We start from the raw sequence: 19,554 nt of genomic DNA on the forward strand, positions 1-19,554 counted from the left end.
CTCGTCGAGCAGGTGCTCCCCGCGTGCGGGCCAAGCTGGCCGGCGAGCCGGTCGAGGACCTGCGGGTCGACGTCGAGGACGGCTACCGCGGTGGCCCGGACGCCGAGGACGGCGACGTGCTGCGCGCCGCGGCGACGGTGGCGGCCGACCGCACCGCGGGCACGGCCGCGCCGTCGGTCGGGATCCGTGCCAAGTCGTTGGAGGGACCCACCCGGCGACGTGGTGTCCGCTCGCTCGACCTCTTCCTGGGGGCTCTCGGCGGGGCGGCCCCGCTCGCGTGGTGGTCACGCTGCCGAAGGTGACCGACGTCGAGCAGGTGCGCGCCTTCCTCCCCGTGCTCGACGCCCTGGAGGACGCGCACGGTGTCACCGTCGACCTGGAACTGCAGGTCGAGACGCCGCAGGCGGTGCTCGCGCCGGACGGCGGGGTCACCCTCGGCCGGATCGTCCACGCGGCCGGGCACCGGCTGACCGGTCTGCACTACGGCACCTACGACTACAGTGCCGCCCTCGGGATCGCCGCAGCCCACCAGGCGTCGGACCACCCGGCCGCCGACCTCGCGAAGCAGCTCATGCAGGTCGCCGTCGCAGGCACCGGCGCCCGGGCCGTGGACGGCTCGACCAACGTGCTGCCGGTCGGGTCCCGCGACCAGGTGCACGCCGCCTGGCGGTTGCACGCCGGGCTGGTGCGCCGGGCGCTGGAACGTGGTTTCTACCAGGGCTGGGACCTCCACCCCGCGCAGTTGGTCACCCGGTACGCGGCCACCTACGCGTTCTTCCGCGCGGCGCTCCCGGCGGCGGCCGGCCGGCTGGCCGGCTACCTCGACCGGATCGGGCGGGGGTGCTCGACGAGCCCGCCACGGCTCGTGCCCTGGCGACGGTCGTGCTGCGCGGCCTGGACTGCGGTGCCGTCGACGCGGACGACATCCGCGCGGCCGGTGGGCCGGAGCAGGCAGACCTCGCTAGGCTGTCTGGCCGGCGGCCAGGGGAGCCGGAGTGGCCGCCGAGAGTCGCACGGCCCGCTGACGATGCTCGGCGAGGCTCGCCCGAGAGGTTTCTTGCGATGACCGCGATGCCCGTGGCTGCCTGCCCCACCGAGGCCGAACTCGAGTTCGACCGGCAGGTCGACGCCCTCGTCATGACCGGCCTGCCCGAGGCGATGGAGCTGGCCGAGTCCTGCTTCCGGGCCTGCGCCGAGCCCCTGCGCGACCTGCTGCCTCCCGTGCCGGGTGACGGCGAGCGGATCCCGTTCGCCGTCGTGTTCCCCGCGCTGCCCGTCGTCCCGGTGCTGGAGACGGTGCACATGGTGGGTGGGGCCGGGTTCACCACGATGGCCGAGGAGGACGTCGCCGCGTTCCGGCCGCTGCCGGAGCTGGACGTCCCGGCGGGCCCCTACCTGCTGCTCGACGTCGATCTCGGCGCCGACACGTTCGACCAGCCGCCGGGGGACGTCCTGCCCCGGCTGGCCGAGGCCGGTCGCACACCGCTGACCATCGCCGAGGGACTGGCCCTGCTGATCTCCGACCCCGGTGTCCTCCGCAGCCGGAACTGCTTCTCCGTCGGGGTTCCCGGGCAGCCGACAAGCGGGTCCCGGCCTTCTGGGTGAGCGCTCGGCGGCCTCGGCTGGGCTGGTGCTACCAGGGCGCGCCGCACTCCTGGCTGGGGACGGCGTCCTGCGCCGGTCGTCGGGGCGAACCCCACGCGGTCTGATGGTGACGCCCCGGTTGCGATTCGCCGTGCCGCATGGCACAGAATGGACGCTCACTCGACCGGCGTCGACCGGTCCGGACGTACGGCGGGGGCAGGTGGACCGCTCAGCGACGCACCGCTCCTCCCCGCCTCCCTTGGCCCTCGGGCCGGCGGGAGGAAGCCGGTGAGTGGCGTGCACGCCGGGGCGCTCGTCGCCAGCCAGGCCGAGCTGCTGGACGTCGCGCTGCCGTTCCTCGACGCCGGTCTCCGGGCCGGTGACCTCGTCGCGCTCGCGTGTCCGCCGGACACCGTGGAGCTGCTCACCCGCGAGCTGGGCGCACGGGCCGCCGCGGTCGAGTCGGAGCCCCGACTGAACCTGCTGGGATCCCGAGCTCCCGACGCCCTCACCATGTGCGCGCGGTACGTGGAGCGGGCGAAGAAGTCGGCCACCGGCCGGCTGCGGGTCCTGTCGGAGGTGGACTTCGGCGACGACCCGGCCGACTGGCGCGAGGGCCAGCGCTTCGACGCCGTGACCAACCGGCTGCTGGGCGGCGAGCCCATGGACATCGTCTGCGTGTACGACCGGCGCCGCCTCGACCCGTCCGTCGTGGACAGCGCCAGGGCGACGCATCCGACACTCGTCGACGGCACCGGTCAGCACGCCAACCCGGGTTTCCAGGAACCGGGCTCCTACGTTCCGTCCCTGCCGCTGCCACGAGCGCCGGTCGAGGACGGCGCCCCGGTCTGCACCGTGGAGGACGCGCGCACGCTGGCCGGCCTGCGTCATCAGCTGGGTGCGGTGATCGCCTCGCTGGTGCCCGACCGCGACAAGCAGGAGGACCTGCACCTGGCGGCCAGCGAGATCGCGGCCAATGCCTTCCGCCACGGGGTCCGGCCGGTGTCGGCCCGGGTGTGGGGAACGGGACGCAGATCGTTTGCGTCATCTCCGACCACGGCACCTCCTACGGCGACCCGTTCAGCGGATTCGTCCCCGCGCACGGCCAGGACCTGTCGCGTGGCGGCATGGGGCTGTGGCTGGCCCGGAAGCTCTGGGACCACGTGGACGTGCTGCCCGGCCCGGCCGGGCTCAGCGTCCGCTTGAGCTCGCGCATCCGCTGATCCCCGCGCGAGTGGCTCCTTGACGGGCAGATGTCTCACTGCTGAGGTATCTGCGTGATCGTGGTGACGGCGGCTGGTGGACCGACCGGCGGCGCCGTCGTCCGTGGGCTGTGGTCGCGAGGGCTGCGGGTCCGGGCGCTGGTCGGCGGCAGCCGGGACCACCCGGAGCTGACCGCGCTGAGCGCCGACGTCGTCGCGACGGACCTGACCGACGCTTCCGCGGTGGAGCCCGCGCTGGCCGGGGCCGACGCGCTGTACCTCATCTGGCCCAACTTCGACCCGCGGGAGACGGCGGGCGCGACCGCACTCCTCGGGGCGGCGCGGCGGGCCGGTGTCGGACGGGTGGTCTACCACTCGGTGCTGCGCCCGCAGGCTCGGGCGATGCCGCACCACGCCGCGAAGGACCGGGTCGAGGAGGCACTGGACGCCAGCGGGCTGCGCTGGCGCGTGCTCCAGCCCTGCGCCTACGCGGACAACCTGGACGGCTCGCTGGCGGAGGCGGCCGTCAGCGGCCTCCTGCGCAGCCCGTGGGGATCGAGCGGGCCCAGTCGCTGGTCGACGTCCGGGACGTGGCCGACGCGGCGGTGGTGCTCCTGACCCAGGACGGGCTGGACGGCGGCACGTTCGAGGCGGTCGGACCGGAGCCGCTGAGCGCCCCGCGGATCGCCGAGCTGCTCAGCGCCCGGATCGGCCGGGAGGTGCGGGCCGTCGACGACGTCCCGGACGCGCCGGTTCCTCCCCGGGAGGACTACGCGGCGCACTGCGCGCGGCTGATGTTCGACCACTACCGGGCGCACGGGTTCACCGGCAGCCCGCGTGTGCTGGAGGCGCTGCTCGGGCGCCCGGCCCGCACGTTCGCCGAGCACCTCGCGGCGCTGGATCTGCCCGGCGGGGCGGAAGAACTACGGTGAGCGACGTGCAGGACTCGGCGCGTGTGGAGGGCGTGCAGGACTCGGCGCCGCTGGGCGGTCCGGCGGACGCGGTCGACCTGATCCTGGCCCAGTGGGCGCGGGAGCGGCCGGATCTCGACTGCTCGCCGATGGGGATCATCGGCCGGATCACCCAGCTCCAGCGGGAGGTCTTCCTAGCCCAGCGGGCGACGTTCGCCCGGTACGGCCTCGATGCGCCGTCCTTCGACGTCCTGGCGGCGCTGCGGCGGGCCGGGCAGCCGTACCAGCTCACCCCGACGGCGCTGATGCGCACGGCGCTGGTGACGTCGGGCGCGATCACGCAGCGCCTGGACCGGCTGGAGGAGAAGGGGCTGATCACCCGGGAGCGGAGCGAGGCCGACGGGCGGGCCGTGGTGGTGACGCTCACCGCGGCCGGGCGGTCGGCGCTCGACGCGGCGCTGCCCGATCACCTGGAGACCGAGCGGGAGCTGCTGGACGGGCTGTCCGAGGGCGACCGGGAGCTGCTGGCCGGGCTGCTGCGCCGGCTGCTCGTGGCGCGGGGCCGGGTGCCGCAGGAGCCGTAGAGGTCAGCCCTGGGCGGCGCCGAGCAGCGCTCGGGAGTCCTTGCCGGAGCGCTTGGCGGTGTACATGGCGGTGTCGGCGGCGTGCAGCAGGCGCTCGGCGGTGTCGCCGGGCGCGCCCAGCGCCCCACCGATGCTCGCGGTGACCGACAGCCGGGTGCCGGCCAGGGCCATGGGCGCCCGCAGCGAGGTGAGCAGCCGGTCGGCCACCTCGCGCAGCCGCTCGCCGTCGGCGTCGGTGAGCAGCACGGCGAACTCGTCACCTCCGAGGCGGGCGACGACGTCGTCGGCCCGCACGTCGGCGGTCAGCCGGGAGGCGACGGTCATCAGCAGGTCGTCGCCGGCCGCGTGGCCGAGCGAGTCGTTGACGGTCTTGAAGTCGTCGATGTCGACGAAGAGCACGGCCGGCGCGGCTGCGGGGTCGATGGAGCCGGTGGCCGCCGCCAGGCGCTCGGAGAACGCCGTCCGGTTCAGCAAGCCGGTGAGCGGGTCGGTCTGGGCCTGACGGCGCAGCTCGTCCTCGAACAGCTTGCGGTCGGTGACCTCGCGCAGGTTCACCACCCAGCCCTTGATCCCGACGGCATCCACCCGGCCGCTGATCCGCATCTCCACCCATCGGGTGCCGCCGGAGCTGTGCTCCACGCGGATGTCGGTGTCGACGACACCGGCGTCGATGGCGTCGGGGCTGCCGGCCGCGGCGACGGCTGCCCGGAGCCGGGGCTGGTCCCGGGGTCGGCGAGGCTGATGGCGTCGCGGCCCAGGTAGTCGGCGGGCGGGCGGCCGAGCAGCGACAGGACAGCGGGGCTCATGTAGGCGATGGCGCCGGAGGCATCGACGATGGCGATGACGTCGGCGGCGTTCTCCAGCAGCAGCTGGAGACGCGCCTCGCTGGCGACCAGCGCGGCCCGGGTCTTCTCCCGCTCGCGGTTCAGTGCGGTCAGCCGCCACAGGGCCATGCCGGTGAGCAGCGCGCTGCCGCCGCCGAGGATGTAGCCGACGCCGCCGTGCCCCATGGTCCACAGGAGCAGCAGGGCCGGGCTGATGAGCAGGGTGGCGCCGAGGCCCAGGATCCGGGTCGCGGCCGCGTCCTGGTCGGACTCCGGCCGGCGGCCCATCGCCGCCACGGAGGGATGACGGCCGGCGAGGACGAGCGCCGCGACCGCGAGCAGGGGCAGCGGGTCGAGCACGGGGGTCTCGCGCAGCGAGGTCTCGACCAGCATGCGTCCGCCGTAGCCGGCCACGGTGACCACGGCGGCGGCCAGCAGCGCCATGGTGGCGACCGAGCGCTCACCGCGGGACATGGCCAGCGGGACGCAGACGATGAGCAGGACGGTGGTGAGCAGCGGGGTGCCGATGCCCACCTCGACCAGGTCGCCAGAGACCGACCGCCCGTCACCGCTGACGGCGAGGACGGCCAGGCCTGCGGAGAGCAGCAGCGTCGCGGTGTCGCTCCAGGACACCCAGTTGCGGCGGCGGCGGCCGCCGAGCACCACCCGAGAGCCCCGACGACCAGAGCCGCGTAGGCGGCGATGTCGAAGGCGGTCTCCACCGTCCCGAACGGGCCGGCGAGGATCCCGGCCAGCTCGAGCACCTCGGCGGCGCAGCTGAGCGCGAAGAACGCCAGGCCCAGGCCCAGCCCGCGCCAGGCGCCGACCAGTGGCGTCCGGTGCCGGCGTACGGCGACCCGCACGGCGGCCAGGCCGAGAGCGAAGAGCGCGATCTCGGCCGCCGGCCGCCACGGACCCAGCGGCACGTTGACCACCGCGACCACGACCAGCACGGCCAGCACGGCGTGCTGCCACGCGGCACGGGCGGTCGGGACGGCGGAAGCGCTCACGCACCCCCATCGGCACCGGGACGGCGGACCTTGACGAACTCACCCCACCGGAGGAGGTGCCTGACCTGCGCTTTCTCAGGAAAGGGTGGGGATGTCGTCCGGTCGGAGATCGGGACGGATCCGTACGAAACGCAGGGGTGCCGGAACACGCCGGCCTGCAGCGCCGCGTCGGCGCTCACCTCGACGACGGCGGTCGGTGCGACGCGGGTGAGGGCGACCGACAGCCGGCCGCCCCCGAAGGCTCCGGTGCCGATGCGCGCCGGCCACGGGTGGTCGTCGGGTGCCGGAGTCAGGACGGCGGCCAGTTCGGCCGACTGCCGCGGGTTCAGGGGCTGGTGCGCCCGACGACGACGAGTTCGCCGTCCCGGTACCGGCCGGCGACCAGCTGGCTCGGGGCGCCGATCGGGCCGATGACCCCGCCGGCGAGGACCTCGGTGGTCTCCCACGACTTGACCTTGAGCCACTCCCGCCGTCCCGGGGCGTAGCGGGTGCCGGCCCCTTGGCGACCAGGCCCTCGATGCCGGCGGGCCGGTAGTCCTCGAACCAGGTGCGTGCCTCGGCGGGGTCGCTCGTGGCCGGCGACAGCTGCATGGGCGGTGCCCAGCGGGCGGCGAGGTCTTCCAGCGCAGCGCGGCGGCGGGTGAGCTTCCAGCTGCGGAGGTCGGCGCCGCCGGCAGCCAGCAGGTCGAAGGCCACGTAGGACGCGGGGTGGGCCGCGACCAGGGGAGCGATCCGGCCGGGCGCGGTGACCATCCGCCGCTGGAGCAGCCCGAAGTCCAGCCGCGAGCCGTTCCAGACCACCACCTCGCCGTCGAGGACGGTGCCCGCGGGGACCTGGGCGACGGCGGCGGCCGCGACGTCGGGGAACCGGTCGGTCAGATCGCGCCCCTGCTTCGACCACACCCGGGTCGTGCTGCCGCTGCGGACGACGACGAGCCGGTAGCCGTCCCACTTCGGCTCGTAGAGGCAGCCGCCCGGGAGGGCGTGCGCCGCCGGGATGGTGGACACCGGCTTGGCCAGTTCGACCGCCACCGGCCCGGACAGCTCGGGCGGCAGCCCGGGCAGGCCGGGGACGGACAGGGGCACCCGGACAGACTGGCCGCTGACCGGCCCCGATGCACCACCGACGACGCAGGTCACACCCGATCGGGGGCCGGTCGTGACCGGACGTGGTCGGCCGGGACGGGCGGCGGGCGCCGGACACAGGGCGACGACGCCACTCCTGCCACTCGGTCCCCGTGCTTCGCGGAGCTCGTGCCGCCGACGCCGGACATGGCGGTCGTCGCCTAGCGTGCCGGGAATGGTGGACGGGGACCGCGGTCGGAGCTCGCTGGTCGGGGACGCGCACCTGGTGCTGCTGGCGCCGATCGACCTGACCCGCCCGTTGACCGGCACCGACCAGTCGTCGGTGACCACCGTCCGGCACGACGCCCTGACGATGTGGGACGTGGCCCCGACCCGGCACGTGGTGGGCGCGCTGCGCGGCTCCCTGACCTACGTCGACGCCGAGCAGGACCAGATCGTGGACCTGCTGTGCGCCCGCCCGGGGCCGCTGGCCGACGTGCAGGCGGCCCTCGGCGGAGCTCTGCCCTCCACGGTGGACCCGGGCGGCTTCCGGGTGCTGTCCTGCGAGGCGATCGTGCTGGCCGCGGGTCAGGCGAGCCTGCGCGTGATCCTGGAGGTGGAACGGGGCTGGGACACCGGCGACGTGCTCGCCGCCTTCGGGGCGACCGTGCGCGACAGCACCTGCGACGCGATCCGGCGGGCCCTGCTGCCGCTGATCCGCGAGCTCCACGAGGCCTGCCTGGACTGCGCACCCGACGACTCGCTGGACGTGCCGTACTTCCACCTCATGTACGGCGGCACGGCGCACGCCGGCGTGGCCGATACCGGTCGCGACGACGTGCTGCGCGCGCTCGTCTACCCGCCGGACGCGGGCGTCCTGCCCAACCACTCCCCGAAGAGCGGCGAGTTCGCCTTCCTCGGCTACGGCTTCTCGCTCGTCGTCTCCTCCGGTGCCGGTGCCGGGCGGTTGTGGGAGATCTCCGTCCTGGTCTCCCTGTGCTCGACCATGTTCCGGCGCTTCGAGCGGGTGTGCGACGCGGTCGACGCCAATCTGCGCGATGCGGCGGTGACCTGCGACCGGCAGGCGTTGCTGCGGCTGCAGGAGGCGGTGCAGGTCGAGTACGAGGACCTGCGCTCACCGAGCTTCGTCTACCGGCACGAGTTCCTGGTGATGCGCGAGGAGCTGCTGCAGGCCTGGCAGGTCGACCGCCTGTCCGGTCGCTCGCGCACCCTGCTGGGGCTGCTCGACAGCCGGGTGGGCAGGCTGGACCGGGAACAGAGCGCCACGGTCGCCCGCAGACTGGAGATCCTCCTGTTCGCGGTCGCCTCCATGTCGATCCTCAGCGTCGCGGGGAGGCCCGCTCCCTCGTCCTCGCCGAGGCATGGGTGACCCTGTCAGTGGTCGCCGTGGTGTTCTGCGGCCTGATGGTCTACGCCGTGAAGGGGTGCGCCGGTGAACACGCCGGACGTGGTGGTGTGGACGCTCGACGGCCGGCCCCACGAGGGCATCGACTACGGCACCCGGCTCGTCGAGCGACTCGCCGAGGCGGGGCTGCGCGTGGAGCAGGTCGTCCAGGACGAGCGCCCGCCGAGCGACGCCGAGCTGTCCGCGCCGGTGCACGTGCTCTCCGGCGGCACCACGCTCGCCACGAGCGGCGTCCCCTGGCTGACCGCGGTACGGAACGCCCTCGAGGAGCCCCTGCGCCTGGCCGCGCAGGGCGATGCCCTCGTGATCGGGGTCTGTCTCGGCTCGCAGCTGCTGGCCGAGAGGCTGTTCGGGCCCGGGGCCACCGCGCCGTCGCCCCGGGGGCTGGAGGTCGGTCTCGGACCGGTCTTCTCCACCGGCCCGGGCTGGGCGTCCTACGCGGCCGTCCCGCAGTTCCACTACTACGAGATCCTGGCGGAGTCCGTGGCCCGGCGTCCGGACGCCGAGCTCGTGCTCACCGGGGACCACTCGGGGGTGCAGGCCTTCACCGTCGGCGGGCACGTGCTGGCCATGCAGTTCCATCCGGAGCTCACCGTCGACGACGTCGATCGGCTGGTCGACCACAACGCCGGGCTGCTGGACGAGTTCGGGCTGCGACCCGACGACGTGCGCGGCCGGGTGCGGCAGCGGGCCGCCGACTGGAGCACGGCGCCCGTCCAGGACCTGATCGTCACTCCGGTCCGGCGGTTCCTGGCCAGCGGTGAGGGCCGGGCCGGCGGTCCTGAGGGCGTGCTCGACGGGGGACGCCGGCGCGACGTCCCCGGTCACCCGGCCAGGAGGAGCAGGCTGTAGGCCGCCAGGGACGGGGCGTCGGTGAACCGGCCCGCGGCGATCATTCCGCGGAGCTCGGTCTCCGGCACGTGCGCCGTGCGCATGTCGGCCTCCGAGGCCTCGCGTGCGGTGGGCCCGGGCGTGAGATCCTCGGCCAGCCAGACGTCGAACCGCTGGGTCATCAGGCCGGGAGCCAGGTCGAGCCGGCCGAGGTGGTCCAGCCGGCCGGCGCGGAGGCCGGTCTCCTCCGCGAGCTCTGCGCGGGCCAGGGCCTCCGGGCTGCCGTCGGCGCCGTGGCTCCAGGTGCCCTGCGGGAACTCCCAGCTGCGCCTGCCTATCGGGTGCCGGTACTGCTCGACCAGCCAGAAGCCGTCCCGGTCCGCGGGCAGGACGAGGGCGAAGTCCGGCCGCTCGACCACGCCGTACACGCTGGTCGATCCGTCGGGGAGCTCGATCTCGTCCTCGCGGACGCGCGTCCAGGGGTTCCGGTAGACCTCTCGGCTGCTCGTGGTCCGCATGCCGCGAGCCTGGCAGACGGCTGGCACCATGGACGGCGATGACCGAGCGCAAGCCGCCCGGGATGTCGTTCGAGACCTGGGTCGACCACCAGATCTCGCAGAGCATCGCCCGGGGAGAGTTCGACCACCTGGCCGGAGCCGGCAAGCCGCTCCGAGGTCTGGAGCGCGACGAGACCGCCTACGACTGGGCGGTGGCCAAGGCCCGGCGCGAGGGGTGGAGACCGCGGCGATGCTCCCACCGGGGCTCGGGCTGCGCCGCGAGCGCGACGAGTTGCCCGCGCGGGTGGCTCGGCTGGCCACGGAGGAGCAGGTGCGTGCGCTGGCCGAGGACTTCAACGACCGGGTGCGGGCGTTCTGGCGGCGTCCGCAGGAGAGCCGCTGGTCCCCGGTTCCCGGCCTGGCCGACGTCGAGGCGCTCGTGGCCGGCTGGCGTCAGGCCCGCCCGCCCGTACCGCCGACCGTCGAGGCGCTGCCTCCGGCACAACCGCGTCGTCGACTGTTCGGAGCGTTCCGCCGGAGGACGTGACCCCTGATGGCGTGAGGTCGTATCCGGGCGGCGCTCACGGGTCTCTTGACCATGCGGCCGGTCACGAGAACCGTGAGCGCTCTCGGCCCAGGGCCGCAGGAGGTCGCCATGACCCGCCACCCGTCCGCTCGTCTCCTGATCGCCGTGCTCGCGGCGGGGCTCCTTCCGGCGTGCGGAGGTGGTGACGTCGGCGTCGACGAGAGGGCCACCGGGGCCGGGGTCTCCGTGGAGCAGGAGACCGACGACGGGTCGGCGACCTCCGGAGGAACCGACCAGGACGGCGGCGACCAGGACGGCGGCGACCAGGACGGCGGCGACCAGGACGACGGTTCCCCGGCGGACCGGGCAGCGATCCCGACGGCAACGACGGGGATGTCCAGGGCCAGGGCAACCCCGGAGGGCCCGGTGACGTGGCCGTCTTCGAGGAGGCCGGCGTGACGTTCGGGACGCTGCGGAACGGCAGCGCCCAGTCCGTCTGCGTGGAGCAGGGCCTGTGCACGCTCGCGGACCCGGTGGTCACCGCCGGCGACCCCGACGACCTCGGCGGCGTGGACGAGTGCCTCATCCGGGAGCAGTCCGACATCCGCTACGACCCGCCGGCCCGCGGTGGCGTGTTCCCGGAGGGCGCCACGGTGACGGCGCACGTGGACTGCACCGACCCGGATGCCGAGGAGTCCGACGGCACGGACACCGGCGAAACGAATCCCGACGATCACGGGACCGACGACTCCACCGGCGACGGGACGGAGGACTCCCCGGACGACGGGACCGAGGGCACCGACGGCGAGGGCACGGACGGCGAGGGCACGGACGGCGAGGGCACGGACGGCGAGGGCACGGACGGCGAGGGCACGGACGGCGAGGGCACGGACGGCGACGGCGCCGACCAGTCGCAGGGGTGACCAGCGGGGAGAGCCCCGGCGCCGCAGCCGGGCACGAGGACCTCGAGGCCGGTGATGCGCTGCCCCGGCTGCTCAAGGTCGTCGGCGGCATCGTGGCGCCGACGTCGCTGCTGACCGGGCTGCTCTTCTACTTCGGGCGCAGCCGCAGCTCTGGCTACTACCGCTACTTCCGCGTCAACTCGACGGTCCTGGACCTGACGACCAACGACTACCTGTTCGGCGGCGTCGACGGGCTGTTCGTGCCCGTCTCCGTCACGTGCCTGCTCGCCCTGGTCGCCCTGTGGCTCCACCGGCTCCTGCTGACCCGCGTGCCGGGCGGGGCCCGCGAGCGTGCGGTTCGGGTGCTGGGGCCGGTGGCGGGCGCCGCCGGCGTGGTGCTGCTGACCCTGGCGTTCCTCGACCTGTTCGGCGAAGGACGGCTCTTCGGCGCGAATTCGGCGACCGGCGGTGTCTTCCTGGCGCTGGGCGTGGTGCTCCTCGTCTACGCCGTGCGGTTGATCCGCCACTCGCTGCCGGCGCCGCCGGAGGGCGACGGCGCTCCGCCGCCACCGGACTGGCGGAGTGGGGTGCGGCCTTCCTGCTCGTCAGCATCGGGCTGTTCTGGGCTGCCCAGGGCTACGCGTTCGGCGTGGGGTGGGGCGGAGCGGTGACGCTGCACCGGGCGCTGCCGGCGCAGCCCGAGGCCGTGCTGTACAGCGCCGAGAGCCTGAGCCTGGCTGTCGACGGCGTGACCGAGGTCCGCTGCGCCGATCCGGACGCCGCCTACCGCTTCCGCTACGACGGCCTGCGGCTGGTCCGGCAGGCGGGCAACCAGTACCTGCTGCTGCCGGCGACCTGGGACCGGGCCGATGGCACCGCCGTCCTCATCCCGCGCAGCACGACCGTCCGGCTGGAGTTCGGCCCACCCGGTGAGCCGCGCCCCGCGTGCTGAGCGGGAGCCGTGGGATCCGTGTCCCCCGGCTCCCGCCCCCGGGTACCTCCTCAGGCGGCGGCCGGCACGCGGACGAGGAAACCCAGCATCGTGCGGATCCGCCCGCTGCTGGCGACGACGGCGACGTCGAGGCCGCTGACCGGAGCCTCCTCGCCCGGCAGCCCCAGCTCCCAGGTGAAGCGGACCTGGTCGTGGTGGGCGTCTCTCTGGGTGGTGGATCAGGCGCGCCGGCGGAGACCGGCGACCTGGAGCGCGGCGAACCCCGCCACGACGAGCGCCTGCAGCACGAGCCAGACGGCGCCCACGGTGGTGGGGGTGAACCGGTCGGTGAGCACGGCGACGACGCTGCCGACGGCCCACAGCGCGTTGAGGACGACGACGGCTTCGACCGCCGGCGTGCTCGGACGGGCGCGGCTGCCGACGAGCCAGACGGCGGCGGCGTAGACGAGCAGGATGGCCCCGGCCCCCGGAGGAGTCCGGCGGAGAGGCCGAGCAGGTCGTCCAGCAGGGCGGCGCCCACCAGGTAGGCGGCACCGTTGAGGCCGGTGACGACGGCGTCCAGCCGGAGGGCGAGCCGGAGCAGGCCGTCGGGCCGGGTGTGCGTGCGAGCCGCGTTCCCCGCGGCGGTGGAGGTGGTCATGGACCCACCGTGGCGGCGCCGGGGCGGCGGGTCGATTACCTCCCAGGTAGGCGACGGCCGGATGTTGCGTCGCTAGCGTTGCCGGCATGACAGCCACCGCGACCCGTCCGCCGGTCGGCTCCCTGCTGCGGACGTGGCGGCAGCGCCGGCGGCTCAGCCAGCTCGACCTCGCCAGCGACGCCGGCGTCTCCGCGCGGCACCTGAGCTTCGTCGAGACCGGCCGGGCCCGCCCGAGCCGGGAGATGGTGCTGCACCTGGCCGAGCAGCTGGAGGTGCCGCTGCGCGACCGCAACGACCTGCTCCTCGCGGCCGGCTTCGCCCCCGCGTACGCGCGGCGGGGGCTCGACGATCCGGACATGTCCGCCGTCCGGCGGGCCCTCGACCTCGTGCTGGCGGCCTACGAGCCCTACCCGGCCGTCGTCGTAGACCGCTCGTGGCACCTGGTGGCGGGGAACCGCAGCGTCGCGCTGCTCACCGCGGGGTCGCCGAGGAGCTCCTCGCACCGCCGGCCAACGTGCTGCGGCTGAGCCTGCATCCCGAGGGCATGGCACCCCGGATCCTCAACCTGCCGCAGTGGCGCAGGCACGTGCTGCACCGGCTCGACCGGGAGGCCTCCCTCACCGGCGATCCCGAGCTGCGTGCGCTGCACGGCGAGCTCGCCGCACTGCCCGGCGGCACCGACCGCACGCCACCGGATGGGATCGCCGTTCCGCTGCGGATCCGCGCCGGCGACGACGTCCTGAGCTTCCTCAGCACGGTGACCACGTTCGGCACGGCCGTGGATCTGACCGCGGCCGAGCTGAGCATCGAGGCGTTCCTGCCCGCGGACCCGCGCACCGCCGACGTCCTGCGGGCACTCGCCGCGTCGTAGGGCTCAGTCGTCCTGTTGCCCGTCTTCCTTCTCCGCGTCCAGCTCGCGGGTGGCCATGCCGCCGTGGCCGCCCTCGTCGTGCTGGCCGGGGTGCAGGTTGTTCTCGTGCTCGTCGTCCTCGCGCGGCTCGGTCATGCGCTCAGGGTGCCGCCGATCTCCGGCAACCGCCCCCGGAAGCTTGTGCTCTGCCCCGCCAGGCGGGGCAGAGCACAAGCCTCCGCAGACCCCTTACAGGACGTCGAACTCGTTGAAGGCCGCGCCGCCGGAGAGGGTGGCGTAGCCGGGGCCGCGGTCGAAGAACGGCTCCTCGCCGGTGCGGGAGGCCCGGAGGTCGGCTCGGAGCGACTCCGTGGCCGCCTCGTCCGCCGTCCCGTCCTCGCGCAGGACGACGCCGTAGTCGTCGCGGGCGCCGGTCACCGACACCTTGCGCCAGGCGATGTCTCGCAGCACCTCCTCGACCGGGCGGTCGAGCGGATCGCCCCAGCCGCCGCCGCCCGTCGTCCGGATGCGGACGACGGTGCCGGCCGTGAGCGGCTCGGCGTCGGCCAGCGCGTCGACCTCGTGCTCGCCGGGGCCGCCCGGGTCGACGGTGATCTGGAAGGGCTTGCCGGCCTTGCCGCCCTTGACGCCCCAGCAGGCGAGGATCGAGCGGTCGGCGATGGACATGAAGTGCGCGTCGCGCAGCACCCGGATGTGCTTCTCGTAGCCACAACCGCCGCGGTAGCGCCCGGCGCCGCCGGAGTCCACGGCCAGGCCCAGCCGCTCCACCCGCAGCGGGAAGCGCGACTCGGTGAACTCCGTGGGCAGGTTCCGGGAGTCCGGGACGACGTGGATCGTGTCCTCGCCGTCGGCGTAGTACCGCCCGCCCGACCCCCGCCGAGCACCTCGCGCATGAGGTACGGCTCGCCCTCGAGGTCGGTGCCGTAGACGCCGGTGTAGCGGATCGTCTCCTGGTCGGCGGGCATCCGGCCGCCGGTGGCCTTGGCCAGGACGCCCGCCAGCACGCCGAGCAGCCGCAGGATGACGAACGTCCGGGCGTTGGTGGGCGCCGGGAAGATCGGCGTGAGCAGCGTGCCCTTCTCCGGGAAGCGCATCTCGATCAGCGGGACGACGCCCTCGTTGACGTCGAGCTGCGCCATCCGTTCCGGCGTCTCGGCCAGGTTGCGCAGGATCGGCGCCAGCCACTTCTTGAGGAAGTTGCCGTCGGCGTAGTCGCCGCAGTGGTTGATCGGGCCCTTCGCCTGCGGGCCGGTGCCGGTGAAGTCGATGACCAGCGGGACGTCCTTCGACGAGTCCATGATCAGCGTGATCCTCTGGCGGTGCAGCTGCGGCTCCTCGACGCCGTCGTGCTCGGCGTAGTCCTCCCAGACGTAGGTGCCGTCCGGGATCTGGCTGAGGATCTCGCGCCGGTACACCTCGGTGGAGCTGGCCAGGATCGCCTCGAAGCAGGCCTCGACCGCGGCCACGCCGTAGCGGTCGAAGAGCTCCCCAGGCGGCGGGCGCCGGCGAGGCAGGCCGAGCACTCGGCGTCGAGGTCCGCGGCCAGCGAGTCGGGCATCCGGGAGTTGCGGGTCATGATCTTCAGCGCCGACTCGTTGGGCACGCCGCGGTCCCACAGCTTGATCGGGGGACCATCAGGCCCTCCTCGTACACGCTGGTGGCCGCCGACGGCATGGAGCCGGGCACGGCGCCGCCGATGTCGTCGTGGTGGCCGAACGCCTGGATGAAGGCCACGACCTCGGGCTCACCGGTCTCGGCCGACGCCGCGAACACCGGCACCGTCACGCAGAGGTCCGGCAGGTGGCCGATGCCGCCTTCGGAGAGGTACACGTCGTTGTGGAAGTAGACGTCGCCGACGTTCATCGCCTCGATCGGGTAGTCGCGCACCACCGGGTGCACGAGCGCCGAGTACGAGCGGCCGGTGAGCTTGCGCAGCTGCCGGTCGTGGATGCCGGCGCGGAAGTCGTGCGCGTCCCGGATCATCGGCGACCGCGACGTCCGGCCGATGGAGGTCTCGACCTCCTTCTCGATCGCGGCCAGCGTGCCGGCGACGATCTCGACGAGGACCGGGTCGGCGTCGACCTTCTGGGTCTCGGTCACTGGCCCGACTCCTTCGTGAGCAACAGGTTGCCGTAGGCGTCGACGGTGGCGGCGAAGCCGGGGTGCACCGGGACGGTGGAGCCGAATTCCTCGATGATCGCCGGACCGCTCACGACGTCACCGGGGGCGAGGGCGGGGCGGTCGTACGTCGGGGTGTCCACCCAGCCGCCTCCGGAGGACGGCGCCGTGTGCTCAGCGTCGAAGAACACCCGGCGCGAGCCCGTGACGGCCCGGTCCGTCCCGCCGTCACCTGCCTCCAGCTCGACCAGGTCGGGACGGCGGATCGGGCCGATCCCGCTGACCCGGAGGTTCACCCACTCGACCGCCTGGCGCGGGTCGGCGGCGAAGTCGTAGCCGTAGAGCTGGCGGTGCGCGGCGTGGAACGCCTGCGCGACCGCCTCGGCGGCCTCGCGGTCGAGCTCGCCCTCGGTCACCGGCACCCGCACCTCGAACGCCTGGCCCACGTAGCGCAGGTCCGCCGTCCGCTGCATGCGCTGCTCGTCGCGGCCGAAGCCCTCGCCGTCCAGCGCGTCCTGCGCCTGGGCCTCCAGGTCGGCGAAGACCGACTGCACGCGCGCCACGTCGAGATCCACGTGCTTGCTGACGACGGTCTGCACGTAGTCGTTGCGGACGTCGACGGTGAGCAGCCCGAAGGCGCTGACGTTGCCCGGGTTCGGGGGCACCAGCGTGCGGGGCAGGTTCAGGATGTCCATCAACCGGCAGGCCAGCAGCGAGCCCGAGCCGCCGAACGTGGTGAGCGTGAAGTCGCGGACGTCGAGGCCCTTCGCGACCGTCACCTGGCGCAACGCGTTGGCCTGGTTCCAGGCGGAGATCTCCAGGATGCCGGTGGCGGTGCGCTCGAGGTCCATGTCGAGCTTCGCGCCCAGCTGCTGCAGGCCGTCGCGCGCTGCGTCGGCCGACAGCGGGATCTCACCGCCGAGCAGGTGCGGGGGATCCGGCCGAGGACGACGTGGGCGTCGGTCACCGTCGGCTGGTCGCCGCCGTCCGGGTAGCAGATCGGGCCCGGGTCGGCGCCGGCCGACTTCGGGCCGACCTTGAGCGTGCCCTCGGGAGAGATCCAGGCGATCGAGCCGCCGCCCGCGCCGACGGTGACGACGTCGATCATCGGGATCTTCGACGGGTAGTCGCCGACCGAGCCCTCCGTGGTCAGCGCGGGCTGGCCGTCGATGACCACGGTGACGTCGGTGGAGGTGCCGCCGCCGTCGCAGGTGAGCACCCGGTCGAACCCGGCGGTGCCGGCGATCAGCGCCGCGCCCAGCGCGCCCGCGGCCGGGCCGGACAGCATCGTGGTGATGGGCTGGTGCACGACCTCGCCGGCCGACAGCACGCCGCCGTTGCTCTTCATCACGTAGAACGGCACACCGGGGCGATCTCGTCCAGGCGGGTGCGGATGTTGGTGACGTAGGCGGCGACCTTCGGCTTCACCGCGGCGTCGACCAGCGTGGTGACCGAGCGCTCGTACTCGCGGTACTCGCGCAGCACCTCGGAGCTGATCGAGACGACGGCGCCCGGGTGCTCCTCCCGGATCACCTCGAGCATGCGGCGCTCGTGCGCGTCGTCGGCGTAGGCGTGCAGGAAGCAGACGCCGATCGTCGTGATGCCGGCGTCGCGGAAGAAGCGGGCCGCCGCGCGGGCGTCGTCCTCGTCGAACGGGCGGACCTCCGCCCCGGTGGGGTCGAGCCGGCCACGCACGGTCCGCACGAGGTCGGCCGGGACGATCCGCGGCGGCTTGACCCAGAAGTAGCTGTTGCCGTAGCCGTCGGGCACCGACTGCCGGGCGATCTCCAGCACCGACTCGTAGCCCTCGGTGGTGATGAAGCCGATCCGGTCGAGCTTGCCCTCGAGCAGCTGGTTGGTGGCCACCGTCGTGCCGTGGCTGACCGCCGAGATCGTGTCGCCGGCCGCCTCGTCGGAGATGCCGAGAAGGTCGAGGACCTTGCGGACGCCGGTGAGGAAACCCTCCGCCGGGTCGGCCGGCGTGGACGGCGTCTTCGTCGTGGTCGTCCGGCCGGTGTCCTCGTCCACGGCGACGACGTCGGTGAACGTCCCGCCGGTGTCGATGCCGATGCGGACCCGGCGAGAAGTCATGGGCGATACCTTAGCGATGAGATACCGCTGCGGGAAGGCCGCCGCTCAGGAGGAACGGGCGGCGAGCGCGGTCGTGACTACGAACAGCGCGATGGCCAGCGGGCCGAGCAGTGTGGCGCCCGCCCTGACGCCCCGGAGGCGGGCCCGGCGCACGGCGAGGACGGCGAGCGCCACGCCGACGAGGAGCAGCGCGCCCTGGCCGATCCAGCCGGCGGTCAGCCACGCGTTCGTGGTGGCGCACGGCGAGCAGCTGGTGGCGGTGCAGCTGAACGTCGTCGTGCAACTGGTCATCAGGCCGAAGGTCACGGCGAAACTGCCGATGGTCGCGAGCACCAGGACGACGACCAGGGATGCGCTCAGCGGCGGCCAGACCCGCCCCGGGTGCGAGGGCGGGGTCACCGCCTCGGCCGGCCGATGCCGAAGGCGTACAGCACGGCCAGGACGGCGCCCGGTGGGCCGGCGACGTAGAGCCACCACGGGTGCACGAACTCGTCGATGGCCAGCGAGACGCTGCCCCAGATCACGAAGTTCAGGGCGACCGCGCAGGCCCAGATGATCGTCAGCACCCGCATCGCGGTCCCGGCGTCGTCGGCCGCGAACGCCTCCCACGACGGCACCGGCGGCGGGGAGGTGGCGGCTCGGGCAGGTCGGCGGTGACCCGGCGGAGCTCACCGCGCGTCTTCGCGGCCCACACCGACTGCAGACGCCCGTCGAACTCCGGCAGTTCCAGCTGGCCGTCGGCCACCGCCCGGCGCAGCCGCTCCTGGACGACTGCCCGCTCGGCGTCGGACACCCGCAGGTCGTCGGGGCGGACGGGATCGCTCACGGGACGCATCGTCGCACCGCACGTGCGTCGATCGGCGGTGCCCACGCTCGTCAGCGTCACACCGCGGCGATCGTGCAGTTCGCGGGGTCATGCACGCGGCGTGGCCCCGGAAACCGCACGCTCGCCCCGGCGCTCAGTCCAGCAGGGCGCGGAGGATGCGGGCCAGGGTCGCGCGGTCGGCCTCGGGGAGTCGCTCGAAGAGCTCGACGGCGTCCGCCGTACGGGCCGCTGCGATCTCCTCGCGGATCCGCCGTCCCTCGTCGGTCGGCCGCAGGATGACCGCCCGCCGGTCCGCGGGGTCGGGTGTGCGCTCGACGAGCCCGCGATCCTGGAGCGCGTCTGCCACCTCCGTCGCCGAGCGCGGTGCGATGCGCAGCCGCTCCGCGAGGTCGGACAGGCGCACCCCGTGCTGGGTGCTGACGACCATGAGGGCGCGGGCCTGGTGGGGGAGAGGTCCCAGGGCGCGAGCACCTCGCGGAAGCGCCGCCGCTGGTTGCGCGCGACCCGCATGAGGAGGTCGCCGAGATCGGCCGTCCCGTCGTCCGCCATGCGGGAATCGTAGCGGCGGCCGCGCGGTTACCACACCGTGAGGTAACCTCAGCATCGATTCCAGGAGGTGGTCGGCATCGACCAGATGACGACGGACGACGGCGGCGCACGCGGCGGGAGCGGCGGACGACCGGGCCGCTCGCCC

The 19,554-nt window shown here is 74.0% G+C and carries 28 protein-coding genes and 5 pseudogenes; 19 read left to right on the forward strand and 14 right to left on the reverse strand.

Translation table 11 applies throughout. The features are described from left to right. The first annotated feature begins 23 nt into the window (after positions 1 to 23). The 9 genes and pseudogenes from U6N30_RS30705 to U6N30_RS30735 all read left to right on the forward strand — a co-directional run bounded on the left by U6N30_RS30705 (position 24) and on the right by U6N30_RS30735 (position 4,281). Entirely contained in the window at positions 24 to 302 is a 279-nt protein-coding gene (locus U6N30_RS30705) for a DUF6986 family protein (RefSeq protein ID WP_324275254.1), read from the forward strand. Positions 303 to 316: 14 nt separating this feature from the next. Continuing rightward, positions 317 to 775, forward strand: a pseudogene (locus U6N30_RS30710) (DUF6986 family protein); the annotation flags it as partial. Positions 776 to 1,062: 287 nt separating this feature from the next. Then, positions 1,063 to 1,605 carry a DUF5701 family protein gene (locus tag U6N30_RS30715; protein ID WP_324275256.1) on the forward strand — a complete coding sequence of 181 codons (543 nt, stop codon included), beginning with the start codon at positions 1,063 to 1,065 and terminating at the stop codon, positions 1,603 to 1,605. Continuing rightward, a complete protein-coding gene (locus U6N30_RS34970) occupies positions 1,602 to 1,709 on the forward strand; it encodes a DUF5701 family protein (RefSeq protein WP_422678000.1) in 108 nt (35 codons plus the stop codon). The genes U6N30_RS30715 and U6N30_RS34970 overlap by 4 nt, the downstream gene beginning before the upstream one ends. A gap of 43 nt (positions 1,710 to 1,752) precedes the next feature. Beyond that, positions 1,753 to 2,310: pseudogene (locus U6N30_RS34975) on the forward strand (MEDS domain-containing protein); the annotation flags it as partial. A 290-nt stretch (positions 2,311 to 2,600) separates the two neighbouring features. Further along, positions 2,601 to 2,807, forward strand: coding sequence for an ATP-binding protein (locus U6N30_RS34980; RefSeq protein ID WP_422678001.1), 207 nt, complete (start codon positions 2,601 to 2,603; stop codon positions 2,805 to 2,807). A 54-nt stretch (positions 2,808 to 2,861) separates the two neighbouring features. Next, positions 2,862 to 3,404 carry an SDR family oxidoreductase gene (locus U6N30_RS30725; RefSeq protein ID WP_324275258.1) on the forward strand — a complete coding sequence of 181 codons (543 nt, stop codon included), beginning with the start codon at positions 2,862 to 2,864 and terminating at the stop codon, positions 3,402 to 3,404. Further along, positions 3,377 to 3,718: a Rossmann-fold NAD(P)-binding domain-containing protein gene (locus tag U6N30_RS30730; protein ID WP_324275259.1), complete on the forward strand. Its 342-nt coding sequence runs from the start codon at positions 3,377 to 3,379 to the stop codon at positions 3,716 to 3,718. Before U6N30_RS30725 ends, U6N30_RS30730 begins: the two co-directional genes overlap by 28 nt. Then, positions 3,715 to 4,281, forward strand: a complete 567-nt coding sequence (locus tag U6N30_RS30735) for a MarR family winged helix-turn-helix transcriptional regulator (RefSeq protein ID WP_324275260.1) — start codon at positions 3,715 to 3,717, stop codon at positions 4,279 to 4,281. The genes U6N30_RS30730 and U6N30_RS30735 overlap by 4 nt, the downstream gene beginning before the upstream one ends. Positions 4,282 to 4,284: 3 nt before the next feature. On the opposite strand, the gene U6N30_RS30740 is transcribed toward U6N30_RS30735, so the two are convergent. The 3 genes from U6N30_RS30740 to U6N30_RS30750 all read right to left on the reverse strand — a co-directional run bounded on the left by U6N30_RS30740 (position 4,285) and on the right by U6N30_RS30750 (position 7,201). Continuing rightward, on the reverse strand, positions 4,285 to 4,884 hold the full coding sequence (locus U6N30_RS30740) for a GGDEF domain-containing protein (protein WP_324275261.1): 600 nt from the start codon (positions 4,882 to 4,884) through the stop codon (positions 4,285 to 4,287). Further along, positions 4,833 to 5,771: a PAS domain-containing protein gene (locus U6N30_RS30745; protein WP_324275262.1), complete on the reverse strand. Its 939-nt coding sequence runs from the start codon at positions 5,769 to 5,771 to the stop codon at positions 4,833 to 4,835. Before U6N30_RS30745 ends, U6N30_RS30740 begins: the two co-directional genes overlap by 52 nt. A 419-nt stretch (positions 5,772 to 6,190) precedes the next feature. Continuing rightward, positions 6,191 to 7,201 carry an ATP-dependent DNA ligase gene (locus U6N30_RS30750; RefSeq protein ID WP_324275263.1) on the reverse strand — a complete coding sequence of 337 codons (1,011 nt, stop codon included), beginning with the start codon at positions 7,199 to 7,201 and terminating at the stop codon, positions 6,191 to 6,193. A gap of 214 nt (positions 7,202 to 7,415) precedes the next feature. Between U6N30_RS30750 and U6N30_RS30755 the strand changes: the two genes are divergently transcribed. Next, positions 7,416 to 8,570, forward strand: a complete 1,155-nt coding sequence (locus U6N30_RS30755) for a hypothetical protein (RefSeq protein WP_324275264.1) — start codon at positions 7,416 to 7,418, stop codon at positions 8,568 to 8,570. 63 nt (positions 8,571 to 8,633) lie between these two features. Beyond that, positions 8,634 to 9,458 carry a type 1 glutamine amidotransferase gene (locus U6N30_RS30760; protein ID WP_324275265.1) on the forward strand — a complete coding sequence of 275 codons (825 nt, stop codon included), beginning with the start codon at positions 8,634 to 8,636 and terminating at the stop codon, positions 9,456 to 9,458. Here U6N30_RS30760 and U6N30_RS30765 read toward each other — a convergent pair. After that, a complete protein-coding gene (locus U6N30_RS30765; RefSeq protein WP_324275266.1) occupies positions 9,431 to 9,955 on the reverse strand; it encodes an NUDIX hydrolase in 525 nt (174 codons plus the stop codon). The two genes, U6N30_RS30760 and U6N30_RS30765, sit on opposite strands and share 28 nt — an antisense overlap. 62 nt (positions 9,956 to 10,017) lie before the next feature. Here U6N30_RS30765 and U6N30_RS34985 point away from each other — a divergent pair. The 8 genes and pseudogenes from U6N30_RS34985 to U6N30_RS30800 form a co-directional block, all read left to right on the forward strand. Further along, positions 10,018 to 10,155: pseudogene (locus U6N30_RS34985) on the forward strand (DnaJ family domain-containing protein); the annotation flags it as partial. Between the two features lie 14 nt (positions 10,156 to 10,169). Then, positions 10,170 to 10,481, forward strand: coding sequence for a hypothetical protein (locus tag U6N30_RS30770; RefSeq protein ID WP_324275267.1), 312 nt, complete (start codon positions 10,170 to 10,172; stop codon positions 10,479 to 10,481). 108 nt (positions 10,482 to 10,589) lie between these two features. After that, positions 10,590 to 10,919, forward strand: coding sequence for a hypothetical protein (locus U6N30_RS30775; protein ID WP_324275268.1), 330 nt, complete (start codon positions 10,590 to 10,592; stop codon positions 10,917 to 10,919). Continuing rightward, positions 10,916 to 11,383 carry a hypothetical protein gene (locus U6N30_RS30780; RefSeq protein ID WP_324275269.1) on the forward strand — a complete coding sequence of 156 codons (468 nt, stop codon included), beginning with the start codon at positions 10,916 to 10,918 and terminating at the stop codon, positions 11,381 to 11,383. Before U6N30_RS30775 ends, U6N30_RS30780 begins: the two co-directional genes overlap by 4 nt. Beyond that, positions 11,380 to 12,033, forward strand: coding sequence for a hypothetical protein (locus U6N30_RS30785; protein WP_324275270.1), 654 nt, complete (start codon positions 11,380 to 11,382; stop codon positions 12,031 to 12,033). Before U6N30_RS30780 ends, U6N30_RS30785 begins: the two co-directional genes overlap by 4 nt. Continuing rightward, positions 12,012 to 12,314, forward strand: coding sequence for a hypothetical protein (locus U6N30_RS30790; protein WP_324275271.1), 303 nt, complete (start codon positions 12,012 to 12,014; stop codon positions 12,312 to 12,314). Before U6N30_RS30785 ends, U6N30_RS30790 begins: the two co-directional genes overlap by 22 nt. Positions 12,315 to 13,040: 726 nt before the next feature. Further along, positions 13,041 to 13,481, forward strand: coding sequence for a helix-turn-helix domain-containing protein (locus tag U6N30_RS30795; protein ID WP_324275272.1), 441 nt, complete (start codon positions 13,041 to 13,043; stop codon positions 13,479 to 13,481). Then, complete coding sequence (locus U6N30_RS30800; RefSeq protein WP_324275273.1) at positions 13,469 to 13,825, forward strand: MmyB family transcriptional regulator; 357 nt, start codon at positions 13,469 to 13,471, stop codon at positions 13,823 to 13,825. The genes U6N30_RS30795 and U6N30_RS30800 overlap by 13 nt, the downstream gene beginning before the upstream one ends. A gap of 3 nt (positions 13,826 to 13,828) precedes the next feature. Here the strand turns inward: U6N30_RS30800 and U6N30_RS30805 are convergent, their stop codons facing one another. The 10 genes and pseudogenes from U6N30_RS30805 to U6N30_RS30860 all read right to left on the reverse strand — a co-directional run bounded on the left by U6N30_RS30805 (position 13,829) and on the right by U6N30_RS30860 (position 19,287). Further along, positions 13,829 to 13,960: a hypothetical protein gene (locus tag U6N30_RS30805; protein ID WP_324275274.1), complete on the reverse strand. Its 132-nt coding sequence runs from the start codon at positions 13,958 to 13,960 to the stop codon at positions 13,829 to 13,831. A 93-nt stretch (positions 13,961 to 14,053) separates the two neighbouring features. Then, positions 14,054 to 14,275 (reverse strand): hypothetical protein, encoded by a 222-nt coding sequence (locus U6N30_RS30810; protein WP_324278632.1) that lies wholly within the window; start codon positions 14,273 to 14,275, stop codon positions 14,054 to 14,056. An 81-nt stretch (positions 14,276 to 14,356) separates the two neighbouring features. Further along, positions 14,357 to 15,925, reverse strand: a pseudogene (locus U6N30_RS34990) (hydantoinase B/oxoprolinase family protein); the annotation flags it as partial. After that, positions 15,922 to 16,608 carry a hydantoinase/oxoprolinase family protein gene (locus U6N30_RS30830; RefSeq protein WP_324278552.1) on the reverse strand — a complete coding sequence of 229 codons (687 nt, stop codon included), beginning with the start codon at positions 16,606 to 16,608 and terminating at the stop codon, positions 15,922 to 15,924. The gene U6N30_RS30830 and the pseudogene U6N30_RS34990, both read right to left, overlap by 4 nt. Continuing rightward, positions 16,606 to 17,291, reverse strand: a pseudogene (locus tag U6N30_RS30835) (hydantoinase/oxoprolinase family protein); the annotation flags it as partial. The pseudogene U6N30_RS30835 and the gene U6N30_RS30830, both read right to left, overlap by 3 nt. Beyond that, positions 17,291 to 18,034: a hydantoinase/oxoprolinase N-terminal domain-containing protein gene (locus U6N30_RS30840; RefSeq protein WP_324275276.1), complete on the reverse strand. Its 744-nt coding sequence runs from the start codon at positions 18,032 to 18,034 to the stop codon at positions 17,291 to 17,293. The pseudogene U6N30_RS30835 and the gene U6N30_RS30840, both read right to left, overlap by 1 nt. Before the next feature lie 45 nt (positions 18,035 to 18,079). After that, complete coding sequence (locus tag U6N30_RS30845; RefSeq protein WP_324275277.1) at positions 18,080 to 18,433, reverse strand: hypothetical protein; 354 nt, start codon at positions 18,431 to 18,433, stop codon at positions 18,080 to 18,082. Further along, the gene (locus U6N30_RS30850) at positions 18,430 to 18,606 is read right to left on the reverse strand and encodes a hypothetical protein (protein ID WP_324275278.1); all 177 of its coding nucleotides are present in this window, start codon (positions 18,604 to 18,606) and stop codon (positions 18,430 to 18,432) included. The genes U6N30_RS30845 and U6N30_RS30850 overlap by 4 nt, the downstream gene beginning before the upstream one ends. Beyond that, the gene (locus U6N30_RS30855) at positions 18,594 to 18,860 is read right to left on the reverse strand and encodes a DUF1707 SHOCT-like domain-containing protein (RefSeq protein WP_324275279.1); all 267 of its coding nucleotides are present in this window, start codon (positions 18,858 to 18,860) and stop codon (positions 18,594 to 18,596) included. Before U6N30_RS30855 ends, U6N30_RS30850 begins: the two co-directional genes overlap by 13 nt. Before the next feature lie 133 nt (positions 18,861 to 18,993). Next, the gene (locus U6N30_RS30860) at positions 18,994 to 19,287 is read right to left on the reverse strand and encodes a MarR family winged helix-turn-helix transcriptional regulator (protein WP_324275280.1); all 294 of its coding nucleotides are present in this window, start codon (positions 19,285 to 19,287) and stop codon (positions 18,994 to 18,996) included. Between the last annotated feature and the right edge of the window lie 267 nt (positions 19,288 to 19,554).

It is taken from the genome of Blastococcus brunescens (assembly GCF_035320885.1).
Classification (GTDB): Bacteria; Actinomycetota; Actinomycetes; order Mycobacteriales; family Geodermatophilaceae; genus Blastococcus_B; species Blastococcus_B brunescens.

Bases quoted from the DNA above. Each gene is read 5' to 3' on its own strand.
- U6N30_RS30715 (WP_324275256.1), top strand. From the start codon at position 1,063: ATGACCGCGATGCCCGTGGCTGCCTGCCCCACCGAGGCCGAACTCGAG.
- U6N30_RS30765 (WP_324275266.1), bottom strand. From the start codon at position 9,955: ATGCGGACCACGAGCAGCCGAGAGGTCTACCGGAACCCCTGGACGCGC.
- U6N30_RS30860 (WP_324275280.1), bottom strand. From the start codon at position 19,287: ATGGTCGTCAGCACCCAGCACGGGGTGCGCCTGTCCGACCTCGCGGAG.
- U6N30_RS30840 (WP_324275276.1), bottom strand. From the start codon at position 18,034: ATGACTTCTCGCCGGGTCCGCATCGGCATCGACACCGGCGGGACGTTC.
- U6N30_RS30775 (WP_324275268.1), top strand. From the start codon at position 10,590: ATGACCCGCCACCCGTCCGCTCGTCTCCTGATCGCCGTGCTCGCGGCG.
- U6N30_RS30805 (WP_324275274.1), bottom strand. From the start codon at position 13,960: ATGACCGAGCCGCGCGAGGACGACGAGCACGAGAACAACCTGCACCCC.
- U6N30_RS30755 (WP_324275264.1), top strand. From the start codon at position 7,416: ATGGTGGACGGGGACCGCGGTCGGAGCTCGCTGGTCGGGGACGCGCAC.
- U6N30_RS30850 (WP_324275278.1), bottom strand. From the start codon at position 18,606: ATGCGGGTGCTGACGATCATCTGGGCCTGCGCGGTCGCCCTGAACTTC.
- U6N30_RS30795 (WP_324275272.1), top strand. From the start codon at position 13,041: ATGACAGCCACCGCGACCCGTCCGCCGGTCGGCTCCCTGCTGCGGACG.
- U6N30_RS30740 (WP_324275261.1), bottom strand. From the start codon at position 4,884: ATGCGGATCAGCGGCCGGGTGGATGCCGTCGGGATCAAGGGCTGGGTG.